Origin of the sequence: Psychrobacter urativorans (assembly GCF_904846695.1) — a bacterium.
GTDB classification, from domain to species: Bacteria; Pseudomonadota; Gammaproteobacteria; order Pseudomonadales; family Moraxellaceae; genus Psychrobacter; species Psychrobacter urativorans.
Genome location: NZ_CAJHBR010000003.1, coordinates 17,765 through 33,695 on the forward strand (window position 1 = coordinate 17,765; position 15,931 = coordinate 33,695).

At 42.7% G+C, this 15,931-nt stretch carries 15 protein-coding genes; 3 read left to right on the forward strand and 12 right to left on the reverse strand.

Annotated features, from left to right (window positions below):
* Positions 1 to 20: 20 nt before the first annotated feature.
* From JMY09_RS03395 to JMY09_RS03440, 10 genes are all read right to left on the reverse strand, one after another.
* On the reverse strand, positions 21 to 518 hold the full coding sequence (locus tag JMY09_RS03395) for a CvpA family protein (protein ID WP_201622194.1): 498 nt from the start codon (positions 516 to 518) through the stop codon (positions 21 to 23).
* Positions 519 to 555: 37 nt separating this feature from the next.
* Entirely contained in the window at positions 556 to 1,599 is a 1,044-nt protein-coding gene (locus JMY09_RS03400; protein ID WP_201622195.1) for a quinone-dependent dihydroorotate dehydrogenase, read from the reverse strand.
* Positions 1,600 to 1,772: 173 nt separating this feature from the next.
* Positions 1,773 to 2,315, reverse strand: coding sequence for a DUF4870 family protein (locus tag JMY09_RS03405; protein WP_227677143.1), 543 nt, complete (start codon positions 2,313 to 2,315; stop codon positions 1,773 to 1,775).
* A 194-nt stretch (positions 2,316 to 2,509) separates the two neighbouring features.
* Positions 2,510 to 3,061: a type II secretion system protein GspM gene (gspM, locus tag JMY09_RS03410; protein ID WP_201622196.1), complete on the reverse strand. Its 552-nt coding sequence runs from the start codon at positions 3,059 to 3,061 to the stop codon at positions 2,510 to 2,512.
* A 160-nt stretch (positions 3,062 to 3,221) separates the two neighbouring features.
* Positions 3,222 to 4,637, reverse strand: coding sequence for a type II secretion system protein GspL (gene gspL, locus JMY09_RS03415; protein ID WP_201622197.1), 1,416 nt, complete (start codon positions 4,635 to 4,637; stop codon positions 3,222 to 3,224).
* Between the two features lie 191 nt (positions 4,638 to 4,828).
* Entirely contained in the window at positions 4,829 to 5,284 is a 456-nt protein-coding gene (gene sixA / locus JMY09_RS03420; RefSeq protein ID WP_201622198.1) for a phosphohistidine phosphatase SixA, read from the reverse strand.
* Between the two features lie 50 nt (positions 5,285 to 5,334).
* The gene (locus tag JMY09_RS03425) at positions 5,335 to 6,681 is read right to left on the reverse strand and encodes an NAD(P)H-dependent glycerol-3-phosphate dehydrogenase (protein ID WP_201622199.1); all 1,347 of its coding nucleotides are present in this window, start codon (positions 6,679 to 6,681) and stop codon (positions 5,335 to 5,337) included.
* Positions 6,682 to 6,798: 117 nt separating this feature from the next.
* Entirely contained in the window at positions 6,799 to 7,476 is a 678-nt protein-coding gene (locus tag JMY09_RS03430; RefSeq protein WP_201622200.1) for a nitroreductase family protein, read from the reverse strand.
* 161 nt (positions 7,477 to 7,637) lie between these two features.
* Positions 7,638 to 8,738 (reverse strand): cell division protein ZapE, encoded by a 1,101-nt coding sequence (gene zapE, locus JMY09_RS03435; protein WP_201622201.1) that lies wholly within the window; start codon positions 8,736 to 8,738, stop codon positions 7,638 to 7,640.
* A gap of 272 nt (positions 8,739 to 9,010) precedes the next feature.
* Positions 9,011 to 9,661: an alpha/beta hydrolase gene (locus tag JMY09_RS03440; RefSeq protein WP_201622202.1), complete on the reverse strand. Its 651-nt coding sequence runs from the start codon at positions 9,659 to 9,661 to the stop codon at positions 9,011 to 9,013.
* Between the two features lie 323 nt (positions 9,662 to 9,984).
* Between JMY09_RS03440 and JMY09_RS03445 the strand changes: the two genes are divergently transcribed.
* The 3 genes from JMY09_RS03445 to xseB all read left to right on the forward strand — a co-directional run bounded on the left by JMY09_RS03445 (position 9,985) and on the right by xseB (position 12,378).
* A complete protein-coding gene (locus tag JMY09_RS03445) occupies positions 9,985 to 10,383 on the forward strand; it encodes a hypothetical protein (RefSeq protein ID WP_201622203.1) in 399 nt (132 codons plus the stop codon).
* Positions 10,384 to 10,533: 150 nt separating this feature from the next.
* Positions 10,534 to 12,063, forward strand: coding sequence for an exodeoxyribonuclease VII large subunit (gene xseA / locus JMY09_RS03450; protein WP_201622204.1), 1,530 nt, complete (start codon positions 10,534 to 10,536; stop codon positions 12,061 to 12,063).
* A 54-nt stretch (positions 12,064 to 12,117) separates the two neighbouring features.
* Positions 12,118 to 12,378: an exodeoxyribonuclease VII small subunit gene (gene xseB / locus JMY09_RS03455; protein ID WP_201622205.1), complete on the forward strand. Its 261-nt coding sequence runs from the start codon at positions 12,118 to 12,120 to the stop codon at positions 12,376 to 12,378.
* A 60-nt stretch (positions 12,379 to 12,438) separates the two neighbouring features.
* Here the strand turns inward: xseB and pncB are convergent, their stop codons facing one another.
* Together pncB and msrAB are read right to left on the reverse strand one after the other, a co-directional pair.
* Positions 12,439 to 13,683 carry a nicotinate phosphoribosyltransferase gene (gene pncB / locus JMY09_RS03460; protein WP_201622206.1) on the reverse strand — a complete coding sequence of 415 codons (1,245 nt, stop codon included), beginning with the start codon at positions 13,681 to 13,683 and terminating at the stop codon, positions 12,439 to 12,441.
* Between the two features lie 387 nt (positions 13,684 to 14,070).
* A complete protein-coding gene (gene msrAB / locus JMY09_RS03465) occupies positions 14,071 to 15,864 on the reverse strand; it encodes a bifunctional peptide-methionine (S)-S-oxide reductase MsrA/peptide-methionine (R)-S-oxide reductase MsrB (RefSeq protein WP_201622207.1) in 1,794 nt (597 codons plus the stop codon).
* Positions 15,865 to 15,931 lie beyond the last annotated feature (67 nt).

The following is a 15,931-nucleotide window of genomic DNA, read 5'->3' on the forward strand; positions in this document are numbered from 1 at the left end:
AATCGCTTACTGATTAGGGCTTAGGATTGGTTGATTTGATCCCAAGCAGCCCCTAATACATCAGCAGCTAAAGCCTTACCTATAGGAGCATAAGGCAATAGTTCAGGGGCTATAACTGAAGCTTGCCACTGCGGCGTTTGTACTAATAATGGGGCGCTAATACTTAGTATAACTAAGATAACTAACACGTTTTTTGCGGCGCCTAATACACCGCCTGCCATCTTATCGACTATGCCTAAACGCAAAGTTTTCAGCGCACTTGAGAATATAAAGGCTAGCGAGTGCATCACTGTCAAAATGACAATGACTACTATTAAAAATGCTAAGGCTGTTTGTAAAACTGGGTTTTGCACTATCGCTGATAACTGAGGGGCAACCGAGCTTGCTAAACGAGTGGCGGCGATCAAAGCAATAAACCAGCCAGCTAGACCAACTGCGGTTTTTATTAACCCTACCTGAAAACCGCGCCATAAACCAATTAGCACTACTACGGCAATGATAATATCTATGCCACTCATAACCACCGCCTTATTGTGTTATTGCCTTGACTGAGCATTAGGATAACTCGGTTTCCAACGCATCATAATAACCGCCAATAGCTTGAATACAAGACTGTACTAGACCCGGACCTCGGTATATCAAACCAGTATAAAGCTGTACTAACTCAGCACCTGCAGTGATTTTTTTCACCGCTTTTTCACCGCTATCGATCCCACCGACACCGATTAGTGCTACTTTACCTTCTAATTGATCCGAGAATTGTCTTAATATCTGGGTACTAATGTGACTGACTGGACGCCCAGATAGACCGCCCATTTGATCACCATCACGTAGATCTTCAACCCCTACTCGGCTTAAGGTGGTATTAGTAGCAATCAGACCGTCAATCTCAAAATCTAATAGTTGTTGCGAGATATAATCGACTTGTAACGGCTCTAAGTCAGGGGCTACTTTTAATACTAGCGGTACATAGAAGCCATACTCTGTAGCCAGTTGGCTATGGCGGTTTTTTATACGCTCTAACAGATGAGTCAGTGCTTCACCGCTTTGTAAATCACGCAGATTTTCAGTATTTGGCGAGGAAATATTCACCGTAATATAGGAAGCATGAGGATAGACACGCTCTAGACAATAGACGTAATCATCTGCCGCTTGCTCTACAGGAGTACTAGCATTCTTGCCAATATTAATACCTATATTGCCTTTATATTTGCACTGTTTAACTTTTTCAATCAGATAATCAACGCCATGATTATTAAAACCCATCCGGTTAATAATAGCGTTCGCCTGTTTTATTCGAAACATACGTGGCTTATCGTTACCTAACTGAGGTTTTGGCGTCACTGTACCTACTTCAATAAAACCAAAGCCGAGCTCAGCAAGTGCATCGATATAGTCGCCGTTTTTATCTAACCCGGCTGCCAACCCTACTGGATTGGAAAACTGTAAGCCCATACAAGTGGTCGGCTGCATATGTTGGCCATAGATCAAGCCCAAAGTCCGTGCTCGATGAGCCTTATCCAATAAGGATAGCGTAATATCATGAGCGTTTTCAGGATCCATCTTGAATAACAGCGGGCGTAATAGAACGTAGGACATAGCAACAGTTAACCTAATTAAAAAAAGACAAGACAAATAATATTTGATGCATAACTATAATCGCAGCGATTATATCAGCTAAACAGAACGAAGACTAAAGTTTCATACTCAGCATTGTCAATCAGCATCGGCTGATGAGCCATTCGTTTATAGATAAGAGGTGCTATGGGGTATTAAGGAATAGGACGGTTATCAGTAAGCGCTATCCAACCACGTATAATACGATACAAGTGCCAAATAAAAGCGATGCCAATGATAAATAATCCTAGGCCTGCTATAAAAAACGACCCAAAAGCCATGTTATTGCTTTCAGCCAACATACCAACGCCTAGCACCCCAAAGGCTGATAACACCATGACACTGCCAATAATAAACCAGAAGATGCTGTACCAAAAAGTCTTGATCTGCCAATCAAAATGTGTGGCAAGCCAAGTATTATCAGCATCATGGCGCTTAATATAGTTCATTACTATAGGCACAATCCACAATAGACCAGCTGTAAAGTAGCTCAGTATATACAGCAGATAAGTAATATGATTATAACCAACCAACGAGCGTTGTTGGCTATCAGTCAGATTAGAGCCGGGTTGTTGCGACAAGTCATGGGTGGTTTGCGATCTTATAAAAGAATCATTATAGGCTGGGGTGTGCTCAGCATTGAGCTCAACGTTAGTATCCGGTCGACGATCAAGATGAGGATCAGAATTATTGTTCATAGCGAACATCCCTAGTAAAGTTTCATAGTAAGTTTCAATAGCAAGGTTTAATAGTCAGCGGCAATCACTAATTAGTTTTACCCTTGAGGGCTTTTTATAACTAGTAGCTTTTTATTATTATCTGCAAGGACCAATTGTGGTTGTATGACAATTTAGTTGTATTGCGATTGATGTTGCTACTTTCAAGATCAGCACTAAAAAGAGACCGTCGCTTGCACCTGAATCTGTTTGCTGGCCAGATCTTGCTGCATAGTTAATTGGTTGAACTGTAATCCTTGTTGCTCAAGCTTAGCTAACGCTGCACTCACTAGCGCTTGACTGTCATTAGTGAAACTTAATTGCACTTTGTCACCCGCCGCTACTACTTGTGCATTATCGATCCCCGAACCATTTAATAAAGTATTAACTCTACTAGCGGGTGGCTGAGCACTGCTATCATTTTGGCTGTCGAGCGCTGCTAGTGCCGTACTGTCTATATTCGCAGCTTGCGAGCGCAACCAAAAATAATCTGTGACTTGTTGTTGATAGTCCTCTTTACTGGCTTTAGCGGCTTGATGAACCGTATAGCCGCCATAACCGCCAACAAATAGGATCAAAAACACCATTAAAATACTCAAGGCCAGCTGATCACGGCTTGATAGCGCTTGCCAGCGTGACCATAGCAGATCCTGCTGAAGACTTAAACGTGTTGACCAATTGCTTGCCACTGGCATACTCCTTTTAGTGCGACGCAGTAAAACACTCATCACCTAGCCTAGTGAATGATAGTAAAGACTATTAACACTTTTTCAAATAGTTATTTATAAACCATAAATCTTAGCCAATGCCCTTTTAATAGTCATAACTTTTACTCTAGGGGGCAGCTCTTGCCTAGCGCTTTTAACAACGGCTAGTTTGAGGCCCCCATCAAGAGGCAGTAGCATTGCCTGCTGTGGCTGGAGTAGCTAGAGACTCATTGGCTGAGTTATCCACTATATTGACAGTAATTTGACCACTAAATTGTCCCTGCTCATTGCTACTGATCCGCTCTAAATTAGCATTTAATCCTTGTTCATTCAAAGTAGCGGCGAACTGATCTAAGCTATTACGATCGGGCGCTAGCAAGGTAAAACTCAAAGCTGTCGGCTGTATACTCAGAGATTGCGCCTGTAATGATGATTGCTTGATAAGGGGCGATATCCGTGCCAAAGCCGCCATAGAGGAAGACGCTTGCGTATCAGTGCGTAATTTCGGGCGCAGCTGAGTTTCAAGTTTAGTACGTGGATTTAGACGCTCTTGAGGAAACCAAGCTTGATACTGGGTGCCAATCGTTTGCTGAGTAGCGGTAGCGGCCGCATCATAGCGATACCACTGTACAGCATCAGTGGCGATTTGTAGTACTAGCGCTGATAAAGCCACCATAAGCGCTACTCGTAAATACGGTGAAAGTTTAGCATCTGACGATTTAGTAAAAAAATTAAGGGTATGACGTTGAGGGTGCTCGACAGGTTTAGGCTTGGCTGCTAGTGGGGTTAACAATAGCTGCTGTTCAGCAATAAGCTGGGCGGTCTCAGCTGACACATTGGAATTATCGTTGCCCATAGTAGACAGCGCTAACGGCAAGTCGGTGTTCACTAGTTCAGTTGGGCTATCACTATCAATGATCGGCATAGCGCTGTTAGGATCAACTGAGCTTGCAACAGAGTGGTTAGGAGCATCATTAGTAGCGTTATTAGTAGCGTTATTACTTGCCTCGCTGTCAGACTCAATAGCCGACAGAGTACAAACTTCGCTTAAATGCGCTAATCGATCAAATATTAATGGCAAATAGCTAACGGCTACGCCTTGATAGTCAGCTTGTCGCAATAAAGTGGTAAAGCGGTCTTGATAAAGCACTACTTGCTGTCCGGCACCCTCTTCTGGCGTCGGCAATAATAAAAAGTCTGGTAATAAGGCACCAATAGATAAGTCGGCAAGAGTGGCGCTTTGTTGCCAAGCTTCAATGTCGTGCTGAGCCAAGGCATAAAGATAAGACAGATTAGCTTGAGTGGTCTGCCGTAATACTAACTGTTCTATCGGCGTTAACGAAGTTTCTTCAAACAAGTACTGTTTGCCAGTATTGCCCAACTGCTTAAGCTGCGTGGGGTTTAACGCCGTATCGACTTGTAGCATATGGCTAGTAGGAAAATATAAGCACAAGGTCTTGCTGCTATTGGTCTTATAACCGTTATAACCAACGTAATCCTGCAGTTGCTGCCAGCCCTCAAGCGTTTGCCATTGACTAGTTGCCTCATGCCAAACAGCAAGCGGACTGTGCTGCGCTCTTAACCATACGTGTAACACCAAGCGCATCCTTAAATCAATTTATCAAAACATCCGGTGTAGGGTACGCTATGCGCATCGAATTTTGTCTATAAATCTGTCATAAACAACGTCTTTATAATCTTAACCCTATCAACGCACTTTATCAATCAAAGCCACTTATTATCATTAGCTAAGACTTATTATTGCTAGTTATGACTGATTAAGGCGGCTCAAGGTTGCATAGGAACGAATCGATCACTCTCTGTGGCCATGCCAGTCATAACAAACTCCATCTCGAAGATTCGTGCCTCTGCCAAAGAGAAACTCTCTGGACTATCGCCGGTCAGCAAGCTGGCGATATAAGCCACAATAGACATATGGCAGACTACTACTAAGCACTCAGCGTCAATAGTAGCCAGTGCCGCCAAAGCAGTATGCGCATCATCAGCGGGAGTAATATTGTTCTGGATTTTTACTGGCACATCGATAGCGCGTGACTGTAACTGCGCCAACGTTTGCTGGGCTCTAGTGTAAGGACTGACCACTAGATAATCTGGCGTATAGTTGGCGGTAATATACTCAGCTGTTTGTGCCGCTTGTTGCTGACCAAAATCAGTCAATTGGCGCGCACTATCAGGACGAGTTTCATCTTCTGCTTGACCATGACGCATCAATATAATCTTCATAACTTTCCTTCTATATCACTTGCCAACATTTAACACTTTAGCATTTACGGCTATTTATCATCAGCATCATCGTCATTATTATCTTGTGCAGCTGCTTGCATTTGTGCGCTAAGCGCAGCATTGCTGTGATCATGCGCCATGACGAACTCTACGTCACTACGAAAGCCTGCTTCCATGAGGTGTAAAGCCACCCCTAAGGCTGCTTTGTCTTCATAAATAACCGCATATAAAGCATGAGTAATAGGCATATAAATACCTTGCTTACTGGCCTTTTCATGCACTTGCTGAATAGTATTAACCCCTTCAGCAGTTTGGCCCAGTTTTTTGACCGCAGCATCAATATTCATACCACGACCAAGCATATTACCTATTCGATAATTACGGCTCAACTCAGAGCTACAAGTAGCGTATAGATCGCCAACACCGGACAGTCCTAAAAAAGTCAACGGATTAGCGCCTTCCTCTACCCCAAAGCGACTCATTTCTGCCAGTGCTCGAGTCAATAACATCGCTTTAGTATTCTCACCGACATCGTAAGCGGCAGCCATGCCCATAGCAATAGCATAGATATTTTTGAGCGCGCCGCCTAGTTCCACACCCCGTATATCATCACTAGCAAACACCCGAAAAAAAGCACTGTGTAAAGCGGCTTGTACCGCATGACGTAGGGGTTCTGAATGACTAGCAATGACAGTCGCTGAAGGCATATTCTTCATGATTTCAATAGCTAAGTTCGGCCCTGACATTACCCCAAAGTTCACTTCTGGTAACTCTTCTTTGATGATATCACTCATCATCGCAAAGGTATCTTTTTCCATACCTTTAGTCAGCGACACGATCGATTGACCAGTAATATACGGGGCGATATTCTTTAGCGTCTCGCGAAAGGCTGAACTTGGCACCGCAAGGAATATAATGTCTTTGTCTTTGACGGCAGCGGCTAAGTCATGATTAAACTTGAGGCGGTCATCTAACTTAAATCCAGGGAGATACTTTTTATTCATGCGCAGCTTAGCCATAGATTTTACGATGCGCTTATCTCTTACCCAAAGCGTAGTATCACAGCCATTGCGCGCGGCTAAGTTTGCCATAGCCGTACCAAAACTACCGCCACCCAAAAACGCTAAACGTAATTGTGTTGGACTCTTATGGATTTCTGCCATATTTTTGGCTACTGCTGCTTCTACTTTGCTTGGGACCAGCTTTTTGCGCCCTCGCCCTGACTTCGTAGCACGCTCAATAATGCTAGCCAGCAAGCCACCTTGTTTTTCAGTACTGCCACTAGTGTTATCGTCACTAACATCAGTATCGGTATCGATACTATTAATCTCATTAGCATTAGCATCTTGGCTAGCCGTTAGTTGTTTGGCGGTATTTTTTTTACTAGAGCTTGTCATATCTCATTATCCGATCATCTGATGTTATTTATGCAGCTTATAGAATTGCCATACAAAGGTATAGCTTTATATTAACGCTTTAATCTGAACTTGCAAAAGATAAACTGTCAACCAAGGCTAAGATTCAAAACGTAGTAAAGGCTCTATATCGATAGGCTTGCGCAAATGTTTATCGACAGGACTAGTACCAGTATAGACAAAAGCGGTGACATAATCGTCGGCACCAACGCCAAAGTAAGCCTTTACCGCAGGCTCATTGCACAATAACCCAGTCCGCCATACCGTACTAAATCCTTGCGACTTTAACGCTAAGATTAAGTTCTGTACCGCCGAACCAGCGCTAAGCATTTGCTCGAAGGCTGGCACTTTTTTGTGTTCGTGCATATGGGTGACGACCGTAATAATCATTGGTGCTCGTAGTGGTAAGTTAGCGGTTTTATGCAATGTTTTCTCAGATAACTCTTCACCATCTATGGCCGCTTTATGTTGCGCAGCAGTGACTAAGGCGCGACCCAGCTCAAGGCGAGCATCCCCTTCTGTAACGATAAACCGCCATGGACGTAGTTTTTTATGGTCAGGAGCAGTAGCAGCGCAGCCTACAGCAGCTCGAATTTGCTCGTGAGTCGGTGCAGGAGTATCTAAGTTACCAATACTGCGTCTAGAATTAATCCATTCAATAAGGTCAATATCATTCCCTTGGTTTTCACCTACATCCTGATTGGTTACTTCAATTTTATTTGACTTATCTTTACTATTTTCAATGTCATCAATATTTTTAATTTCAACTATGCTCATTATTTATCCTTAGCTTTAATTTTTAATTAGTCGTTATTATTTGTTGATAGTTATTCTGTCTTAATTAAACAATAAAGCCATACAAAAATTGCTAGTTTTTGTATGGCTTTTGCTGACTATCCTTACCTATTACGGTAACAATGGCTCAATGCTTTGTTCGCTTAAGCGACATCATCAAGGCGATGCTTCATTTTTAGATAGTCCTCTGACTGCATCTCAAGCAAGCGCGAACGCGTACGTTCAATCTCAAAAGCCAGTTTTTCTCCTTGATATAAGTCAAGAATAGACTGCTCGGCTCGAATCAACAGCTTTACTCGCCGATCATAAAACTCATCCACCATATAAATAAACCGGCGGGTAGGATCACGTAAGTCGTCGGTCAAGGCCGGTACCGCATTGACTAGCACGGTACTATAACGATTGGCAATCTCAATAAAATCTGCCGCTGAACGTGGTTGCATACACAGATGACGAAAATCACAAAACAGAATAGTTTCAGTACGGGCATTTATTTTGATCTCCCGTCCATTGACCTCGATAGGCTCACTACTAATCTTAATATTAGCCGATAGACTAGCAAAACGGTTGGCCAACCAGTTATGGTTTTCTCGCGTCATCGGTGATTTATATAACTCAGCTTGCTGTAGCACTCGTAACCGATAGTCTATACCCGCATCGATATTCATCACGGTGGTATTAGTTTCAACCTCAGCAATCGCCGGCATAAAGCGATCACGATGTAAGCCATCTTTATACAATCCTGATGGCTCGATGTTTGATGTGGCTACTAAGGTTACGCCGCGATTAAATAACATGGTAAATAAGTCGCCCAAGATCATAGCATCAGAGACGTTGGAGACAAAAAACTCATCGAAGCAGATCACTACCGCTTCTTTATAGATGATATCAGCCACTTTTTCTAATGGATCCGCTTCCCCATGAATCAGATTAAGCTCTTTATGCACACGTTGCATAAAATGGTGGAAGTGCTGACGCATTTTGCGATCGATAAGCAAGGAATCATAGAACATATCCATCATCCAAGTTTTACCACGTCCTACACCACCCCACATATACAAGCCTTTTGGCGCAGCAGGCTTAGCTTTTAAAAAGCTAAAAAAGCTTTTCTTTTGCCCAGCACTTTCATTGAGCTGATTATACAAATCATCGAGATAACTCATAGCAAGGTACTGCTGCTCGTCTTTAGTAAATCCATCTTTTTCAATGGCTTGCTCGTAACGCTGCAATGGAGATAGACTCATAATGCGACTCATCATTAGACAAAATAAATAACAAAATAATGTGTTGATACCAATAGCCGCTACTAACTTATGACTTTTACACTGAGTGTTGCACTGAGTATAGTCACGGCTACTTTATCAGAATGATCTGGGCCGGTTTTGAGCCTCAGATAGTAATAATACTATTTATACACCCATTCTTTAGGTTAACACGGCTTAAGCTTAGCACCCAAACTTATACTAGGCTGCTATAAATACATACTCGTCAAAGCTAATATTTTAACTAGTAGTAACTAATTACTACTATGCTCAGCTAGCAACTTTTTCAGCTCCGACAAGCGACCGTGAAAAAAGTGCCCCGCTCCGTCTACTACACTAACGGCTATCCCTAAATGTTCAGCAAAGGCTTGCATATTAATAGGGTCAATCACCTCATCAGCACTGCCATAAATCTCAAAAGTTTTATCAATAGGCAAGCTGATATCATCACTAGCGTTTTTCTCTATTGAAGGAGAGATCAGCGCCACGTTGGCTATTTCAAAGTCGCTTAAACCCCAAACGTGTGCCGACATCAACACCTGCTCAGCGACTCGCGCCGTCACGTAACCACCAAAAGAAAAGCCACCTAACCATAATCTACGGGCATTGGTTTGTCCTGCCAGCCATTGTAGCACGGTCATAGCATCCAGCACTTCGCCATCTGCATAATCATGCTCGCCAGTAGATTGACCCACACCGCGAAAGTTAAAGCGCACCACATGCATGCCACTATCACGAGCAAAGCGGTACATAGTCGTCACTACTTTATTATTCATCGTGCCTTCAAATAAAGGGTTCGGATGACATAATAAAGCCACAGTGTCAGTGCTAGCATCATTAGGATTGTCGTTTTGCCAGAGCGCATCGACTTCTAACACGCCAGCAGGAGAAGGAATTAAGAGCATAGGTATGACTACGGGTTAGGAATATAGGGTCAATTATCCTAGAAATAGTTTATATTTCAAGTAATTTACTATTTATATTGTTGATAATTAGGATGTAAAAAACATAAATACCCAGCGCTGCTATTAATTTACTGATACTGCTACGCTTCAGTCATCGTGCCAGTGGTTAAAGCAACGCTTTGACCAGATTGCTTAAGCATAGGCAACACAAGCGTAACACCGAACACAATTGCCCTCTAGACCTTAAGGACACAAATCGGCTACATTCATCTTGTTTTTCGTATAACTTTATCTCATTTTGTGCCATCTATAGGATATGACCCATGAATACTTATTCCAATAAAGCTATCAGTAGTAAAAAAGCTACTAAAACCTTAGCACTAACCTCAAGCCTAGCCGCCGCATTGCTATTGAGCGCCTGTCAAAGTACGCCTTCATCACCAGTAATCCAACGGGCTAATTCTACTTTTGAGACCACAGGAATGGGGGTTACTAAAGTCAAAGCGCAACAAAATGCTATCGATAGCGCCGGCAAGACTTGTCGCAGTAAACAAGTCGTCATCGTTGAAGATAAAGTTAAATATAACGGTATCTTAGATGAGCGTGCTGGACGATTGCTTGGACAAGTTGGCTCTGTTGTTGGTTCAGTATTAGGTAAAGCCTCACCGGATCTATCACGTAATGATGACTACGAATACACTATCAATTTCCGCTGCCAATAAGCGACTAGTAACTCTATAAAACAACTGGCCAATAACTCTATTTTACAATAGGTTTATTGGCTTTTTTATGAATAGTCTTTTTGTCAGCCTACTTTTACGCTAAGCTATTACTCTAAAGCCTCAACGCTAATGTCTATCTGGTCTAATATTATGCGCAAACCCAAACTTATATCGCTTGATAGTATCACTCGTAACAAAGTAATAGTACCCGCTAAAGACTTGGCCACTTTAGAGGCTGAGCTTGCTGAGCAGGAACATAGTCTAGAAAACAGCCTTGAAGATACCGTGCTGCGCCTCAGCGACTATTTAGCAGCGGTAGAGATGGTGATTAAACAAACCTTTGAACATCGGGTATGGGTCAAAGCGGAGATTCGCAATCTATCGACTAAAGGCGGTCACTACTATTTTGAGCTAGCAGAAAAAGACGATGACGGTAAAGTAGTCGCTAGCTGTCGTGGTAATCTATGGCGCTTTAAGGCGACGCGCGTTTTAGCGAAGTTTGAACGAGCAACGGGTATGCCTCTCAATCGCGACTTAACTGTACTGCTAAAAGTCTCGGCCAGTTTTCATGCGCAATATGGCTTCGCTCTTACTATTGAGGATATCGATCCCAGTTACACTCTCGGTGATTTGGCACGCCAGTATGCACAAATGGTCGATCGCTTAACTGGTGAGGGACTGATGACTCTCAATAAGCAGCTGCCAAAACCTTTTGATATTGAGCACGTGATCGTTATCGCCCCTGAAAAGGCGGCTGGACTTGGCGACTTTCAAGCTGATGCTGATCGACTCGCCAGCACTGGGGCTTGTCATTTTCATTATCATAATGCTACGTTTCAAGGCAATCACGCCCCTGCCGAGATACGCCAAGCGATCGTCAGTGCCCAGCAACAATTCTATGCTAGCTACCAGCGCTTACCTGATTTATTAGTTATCATTCGTGGTGGCGGTGCCGTCGGTGATTTGGCTTATCTTAATGATTATGAGCTGGCGGCTATAGTTGCCGAGCAGCCAGTGCCAGTATGGGTAGGTATTGGTCATGAGCGTGACAAAGTCATCTTAGATGAAGTGGCGCACAGCAGTTTTGATACCCCCTCAAAAGTCATAGCGGCTATTAGTGCTCATCTAGCGAATCTAGTCAGCCAAACTTTGCATTATAAAGCGCAAATCAAGCAAGCAGCACAACGTCAGCTCAAGAGCGCTGAACAACAAGCCATACGTCAACTGAGTCAGCTACAATCGCAAACCGTGGGTCAGCTAACCGCACTACAAAAAGACAGTGACTATGCTTGGCGTAGTATTCAACAGAGTGCGCAGCGCCAAGTCAAACAAGCCGAACGCTTAAGCGCTGAGTGGCGAAACCAAATACAAACGGCCGCTTATCAACAGCTGACGACTGCTCGCCTTGATAGCAGTGATTATAAAAAAACTATTATCCAAACAGCTCAGCAGCAGACTCTACAAGCACAACGCCATAGCGCCCATTTACGTGATATCGTGCTGTTACATCGACCTGCACGTGTCCTCAAGCAAGGCTACGCTATGCTCACTAGCCAATCAGGGCAGCAGACTCTAACCAGCAGTGCGCAGCTACATGCGGAGCAGACTATCAACATTATTATAAAAGACGGTAAAGCAACGGCGCGTATCTTAGCAATAGAAACCACTATTAACTACTAACTATTAACTATTAACTATTAACTATTAACTACTAACTAAATATTAGGATCTGTTATGACTACTGAAATCGCTAAACCCGCTACTCGCAAACGTAAAAAAGCCGCCCCAAAGACCTTTAAGGCGGCTTATGATATTCTAAAAACTAATGCTGCCGAACTGCAGCAACAAGAAGAACCCGATATCGATAACTTGATGACTACTGTTGAAGAGTCTATCGCTGCTTATAGAGTCTGTGAGACCCGTATCAATGCTGTACAGCAAGCATTAGATGCCGCATTTGCTGAAGAACAAACTATTACTAGCACTGATGATTAGCAATGAATTAAATAGTCTATAGGCGGCGGTATTTTGAATTGCAGAGTGTGAACCGCTCACTTACTTCAATTCATCGACCTCAAATACTTGACGTAAATAGGCTAGATAAGTATCGTTATTGATCATCGTTTTGCCTGGACTATCAGACAGTTTAGCGACCGGCTGACCATTACATTCAACTAGCTTTAGCACTATATTTAGGGGCGTTAGGCCCATATCATTAGTCAAGTTGGTACCAATACCAAAGCTGGTCTTGATCTGCTCCTTAAAGTATTGATGCAGCTCCCAAGCCTTATCCAAATCTAAGCCATCGCTAAAAGTTAAGATTTTAGTCTTTGGATCTATTTTTAGTTTTTTATAATGAGCAACGGCTTTATCACCCCAGATATAAGGGTCGCCACTATCATGACGTAAGCCATCGAATAGCTTGGCAAAATACAAATCAAAATCACGTAAGAAGGCATCCATGCCCACCACATCGGTCAGTGCGATCCCTAGATCACCACGATACTCATGAACCCAAGCTTCAAGAGCAGCCTTTTGTGAGTCGCGCAGGCGCACATCTAGAGCCTGAAATGCCTGCATAAATTCATGCGCCATCGTGCCTATCGGTGTCATCTCTAAATTCTTAGCGAGTAGTACATTAGAGGTGCCACTGACGATACTTGGCTCAGCTAGATGCAAAGTCTCAACCACATGCGCTTGCCACTGCTTACTAAAGCGGCGGCGAGTACCGAAATCTGCCACGATAAAGGGAGGTGCATCTACCTTTGGATTAGCGGCCTGCTGCTTAGCATAATGATGTAATAGCGCAACTTTAGCCTCTAATCTTCGCTGTCCTTCCTCAATAACCCTAGGATCTGATAGAGCATTGAAATATAGCTCATTGACGATAGCCAATACAAAAACTTCAAAGAACATCGCTTGAATCATCGGTCCTTCAATATCGATGAACAGCCGACCTTTACTATCAGTGCTGACGGTAATAAATCGGCGTTTTAATTTGAATAATTCTAAATAATCGACAAAATCTGAGCGCATAAAGCGCAAGCTACGCAAGTAATCCAACTCATCTGGCAAAAAACGTAATTCACATAAACTATCCAATTGCTGTTCAAGCGCTTCTTTGATAGTCGCTAATGGATAAGCAGCATCACTATTATTACGGCAACGGAACTTATAGACGCCGTGAGTTTGCGGGAACTGATGCAGCATCGCTTGCAACATAGTAAATTTATATAAATCATTATCGAGCAATGAGGTGATGATAGGGGCATAAGTAATAGGGGTAGAAGTGATGCTCATGCAATAACCTTAAATAAATATAAAACTGTACAAAGAGACGATAACAATATTATCTTACGAGTAAATCATAACCATAAGCAATATAGCATTGCATAGGGGCTAATCTTAACTGCCGCTGCATTATCAATAAATCAATAAAGTGCTTAGTATAACTAAGTTTGGTATTGTTTGTGATATTCGCGCCCCATAACAGCAAAAAGCCTACGTTTGATAACAGCTTTTAATACCCTTCAATAGCCTTTAATAATGACAATTAGCATGTTTTTAATGAGGCCACTAACAAAGATAACTCATAAAAAAAGACGCTAAGCTTATCCTTAACGTCTTTTTTTAGATTAAATGATGCTTATGTATAACAGTACTAATAGACAATATTAACTACTGTTACTACTTCACTAATTTGACTAGTGGGCCGTAACCTGACTGGGGCATAACGGCTACTGGAATAAACTGTAAGGCCCCGCCGTTAATGCAATAACGCAAGCCGCCACGGTCTTTTGGTCCATCAGGGAATACATGGCCTAGATGGGAATCAGCGACTCGTGAGCGGATTTCTGTACGCACCATATTATAAGCCATATCATCATGCTGAGTGATCACTTGCATATCGATAGGTTTAGTAAAGCTTGGCCAGCCACATTGAGAGTTGTACTTATCTGTTGACAAGAATAACGGCTCACCGCTGACTACATCAACATAAATACCTGGTGCAAATAGATTGTCATATTCATGACTAAAGGCACGCTCTGTTCCCGCATCTTGAGTAATATTATACTGCTCTTTCGTCAGAGTATTCTTTAGTGCATTCTTATCAAAGCCAGCATAACGCTTAGCTGCCAAGGTCTCTGCTACGGTGTTAACCGGAGCAAGCTTAGTAGTGGCCGTACCGGCAGGCTTATCATCAGCCAAGCTTAAATCGACATGGCAATAGCCATTAGGATTTTTGGCCAAGTAATCTTGATGATACATCTCAGCCAAGTAAAAGTTATCTAACGACTCATGCTCAACTACTATTTTTTGCTCATATTTATCTTGTAGCTTGGCAACCGCTGCGTCTACTACGGCTTTATCCTTACTATCAGTATAGTATATACCTGAGCGATATTGGACGCCACGATCGTTGCCTTGCTTGTTAAGGCTAGTGGGATCAATCACTCGGAAGTAGTACTTTAAGATAGTATCAAGATCGGTTTTATCCGCATCATAAGTGACTTTTACCGCCTCAGTATGCCCTGAACCACGAATAACTTGCTCGTAACTTGGGTTCGGCTGCTTGTCATCGCCATTAGCATAGCCTGAGACCGCATCAATAACCCCTTCAACACGCTCCATATAGGCTTCAACGCCCCAGAAGCAACCGCCAGCCAAGTAGATCGAGCGAGTGTTAATCGCCTTGCCTTTATCATTGTAATAAATACCATCTTTTTGCTTAATAGTTTCAATCTTACTATTATTGTCTAGCGCTTGCGTTGCCACAGGTTTAGCGTTACCCGCTTTTAGTTCAGCGAAATCATTACCTGCATTCTGAGCTAAGGCATAAGCTTGTTCAGCAGTCATATTGCCTTTTACTAAATGTACTAGATTGCCTTTTTTATCCAATATAGCCCAACTGGGATACACTTGTACGCCAAGCTTAGTAATCAGCCCACCAGAAGCATCGACTAATACTGGTAATTTTGGATAATCACCTTGCACGCCAGCATACCACTTTTCAAATTCACCAGAGGCTTTTTCATTAAGCTGGCCGGGACTAGCGACAGTCACTACATTTAGGTTAGCGAACTTTGGATCAGTGCGCCACTGTTCAGTCTCAGCAAGCGTGCCTAAACATAGTGGACACCAACTGGCCCAGAATTTTACTAATGTAGGCTTATTTGGATCTATAACTGCTGCGCCATTCTTACCTAGGCCTTTAGTCAGCTGCGGTAAAGCTTGTATTTGCTTTAGCATATCTGACGGCAACATATCGCGTGAGTTAGTTACGCCGCTGTTTTGATTATTGATTTTTTTGCTAGTGCTAGTGCCATTTTCAGCATTGCTCATCTGACCGCATGCTATCAATAATCCAGCACTTAATACACTAGTCACCCCAAAGGCGCTAACGTTCTTTAACCAACCTGATGGCTTTGAGCTTGTCGCTGAGCCATTATCATGGTCTCTGGGAGTATTATTATTGAGCATAAGAGGTCCTGTTTACGAGAGATAGTATACTGTCTATTTCATTATATTCATTGATAATCAAACTTAC

Bases quoted from the DNA above. Each gene is read 5' to 3' on its own strand.
- JMY09_RS03430 (WP_201622200.1), bottom strand. From the start codon at position 7,476: ATGAGCATAGTTGAAATTAAAAATATTGATGACATTGAAAATAGTAAA.
- msrAB (WP_201622207.1), bottom strand. From the start codon at position 15,864: ATGCTCAATAATAATACTCCCAGAGACCATGATAATGGCTCAGCGACA.
- gspM (WP_201622196.1), bottom strand. From the start codon at position 3,061: ATGAGTGTTTTACTGCGTCGCACTAAAAGGAGTATGCCAGTGGCAAGC.
- JMY09_RS03405 (WP_227677143.1), bottom strand. From the start codon at position 2,315: ATGAACAATAATTCTGATCCTCATCTTGATCGTCGACCGGATACTAAC.
- xseB (WP_201622205.1), top strand. From the start codon at position 12,118: ATGACTACTGAAATCGCTAAACCCGCTACTCGCAAACGTAAAAAAGCC.
- JMY09_RS03440 (WP_201622202.1), bottom strand. From the start codon at position 9,661: ATGCTCTTAATTCCTTCTCCTGCTGGCGTGTTAGAAGTCGATGCGCTC.
- JMY09_RS03395 (WP_201622194.1), bottom strand. From the start codon at position 518: ATGAGTGGCATAGATATTATCATTGCCGTAGTAGTGCTAATTGGTTTA.
- pncB (WP_201622206.1), bottom strand. From the start codon at position 13,683: ATGAGCATCACTTCTACCCCTATTACTTATGCCCCTATCATCACCTCA.
- JMY09_RS03400 (WP_201622195.1), bottom strand. From the start codon at position 1,599: ATGTCCTACGTTCTATTACGCCCGCTGTTATTCAAGATGGATCCTGAA.
- JMY09_RS03445 (WP_201622203.1), top strand. From the start codon at position 9,985: ATGAATACTTATTCCAATAAAGCTATCAGTAGTAAAAAAGCTACTAAA.
- sixA (WP_201622198.1), bottom strand. From the start codon at position 5,284: ATGAAGATTATATTGATGCGTCATGGTCAAGCAGAAGATGAAACTCGT.
- zapE (WP_201622201.1), bottom strand. From the start codon at position 8,738: ATGAGTCTATCTCCATTGCAGCGTTACGAGCAAGCCATTGAAAAAGAT.
- xseA (WP_201622204.1), top strand. From the start codon at position 10,534: ATGCGCAAACCCAAACTTATATCGCTTGATAGTATCACTCGTAACAAA.
- JMY09_RS03425 (WP_201622199.1), bottom strand. From the start codon at position 6,681: ATGACAAGCTCTAGTAAAAAAAATACCGCCAAACAACTAACGGCTAGC.